1 protein-coding gene is annotated in these 504 nt (G+C 68.3%); it reads left to right on the top strand.

Going from position 1 to position 504, the window contains the following annotated elements; all coding sequences use genetic code 11:
• Positions 1–351: ABC transporter ATP-binding protein (locus AC1D15_RS36685; RefSeq protein ID WP_477829965.1), on the top strand; the 351-nt coding region annotated here is incomplete at its 5' end.
• Positions 352–504 lie beyond the last annotated feature (153 nt).

Below are 504 nucleotides of genomic sequence, written 5' to 3'. Positions count from 1 at the left end.
CTGGAGCTGCAGGGCCGCAGCGATGCGCGGGCCCTGGCCACCGAGATGCTGCGCCGTGTCGGGCTGGGTGAGCGGCTGTCGCACTACCCGAAGGTGCTGTCGGGCGGCGAGCAGCAGCGCGTGGCGCTGGCGCGCGCCTTCGTCGTGAAGCCGGCGGTGCTGCTGGCCGACGAGCCCACCGGCAGCCTCGATTTCGCGACCGGCGAGAAGGTGATGGAGCTGATGTTCGAGCTGAACCGCGAATCGGGCACGACGCTGGTGCTCGTCACGCATGACCGCAGCATCGCGGCGCGGTGTGACAGGCAGCTGCACATCGAGGCGGGGAGGTTGAATCAGCAGGTTCTTGCGTAGTTCTGTGCTTGCAAAGGCGCGTGGGGGGAGGCTGTGGCTCGCCGGCCGGTGCGGTCATCGCCCCTGGCGGGGCGATGACTTCCCTCCGCTGACTGGTTTCATGGCCCGTCGCCCAAACTCCCTCCGTTCGCTTCGCTCACTGTGGTCAAACAG

It is taken from the genome of Rhizobacter sp. P2_H2 (assembly GCF_056403375.1).
The sequence above is the reverse complement of the archived record's forward strand: the minus strand, read 5'-3'. Positions and strand labels throughout refer to the sequence as shown.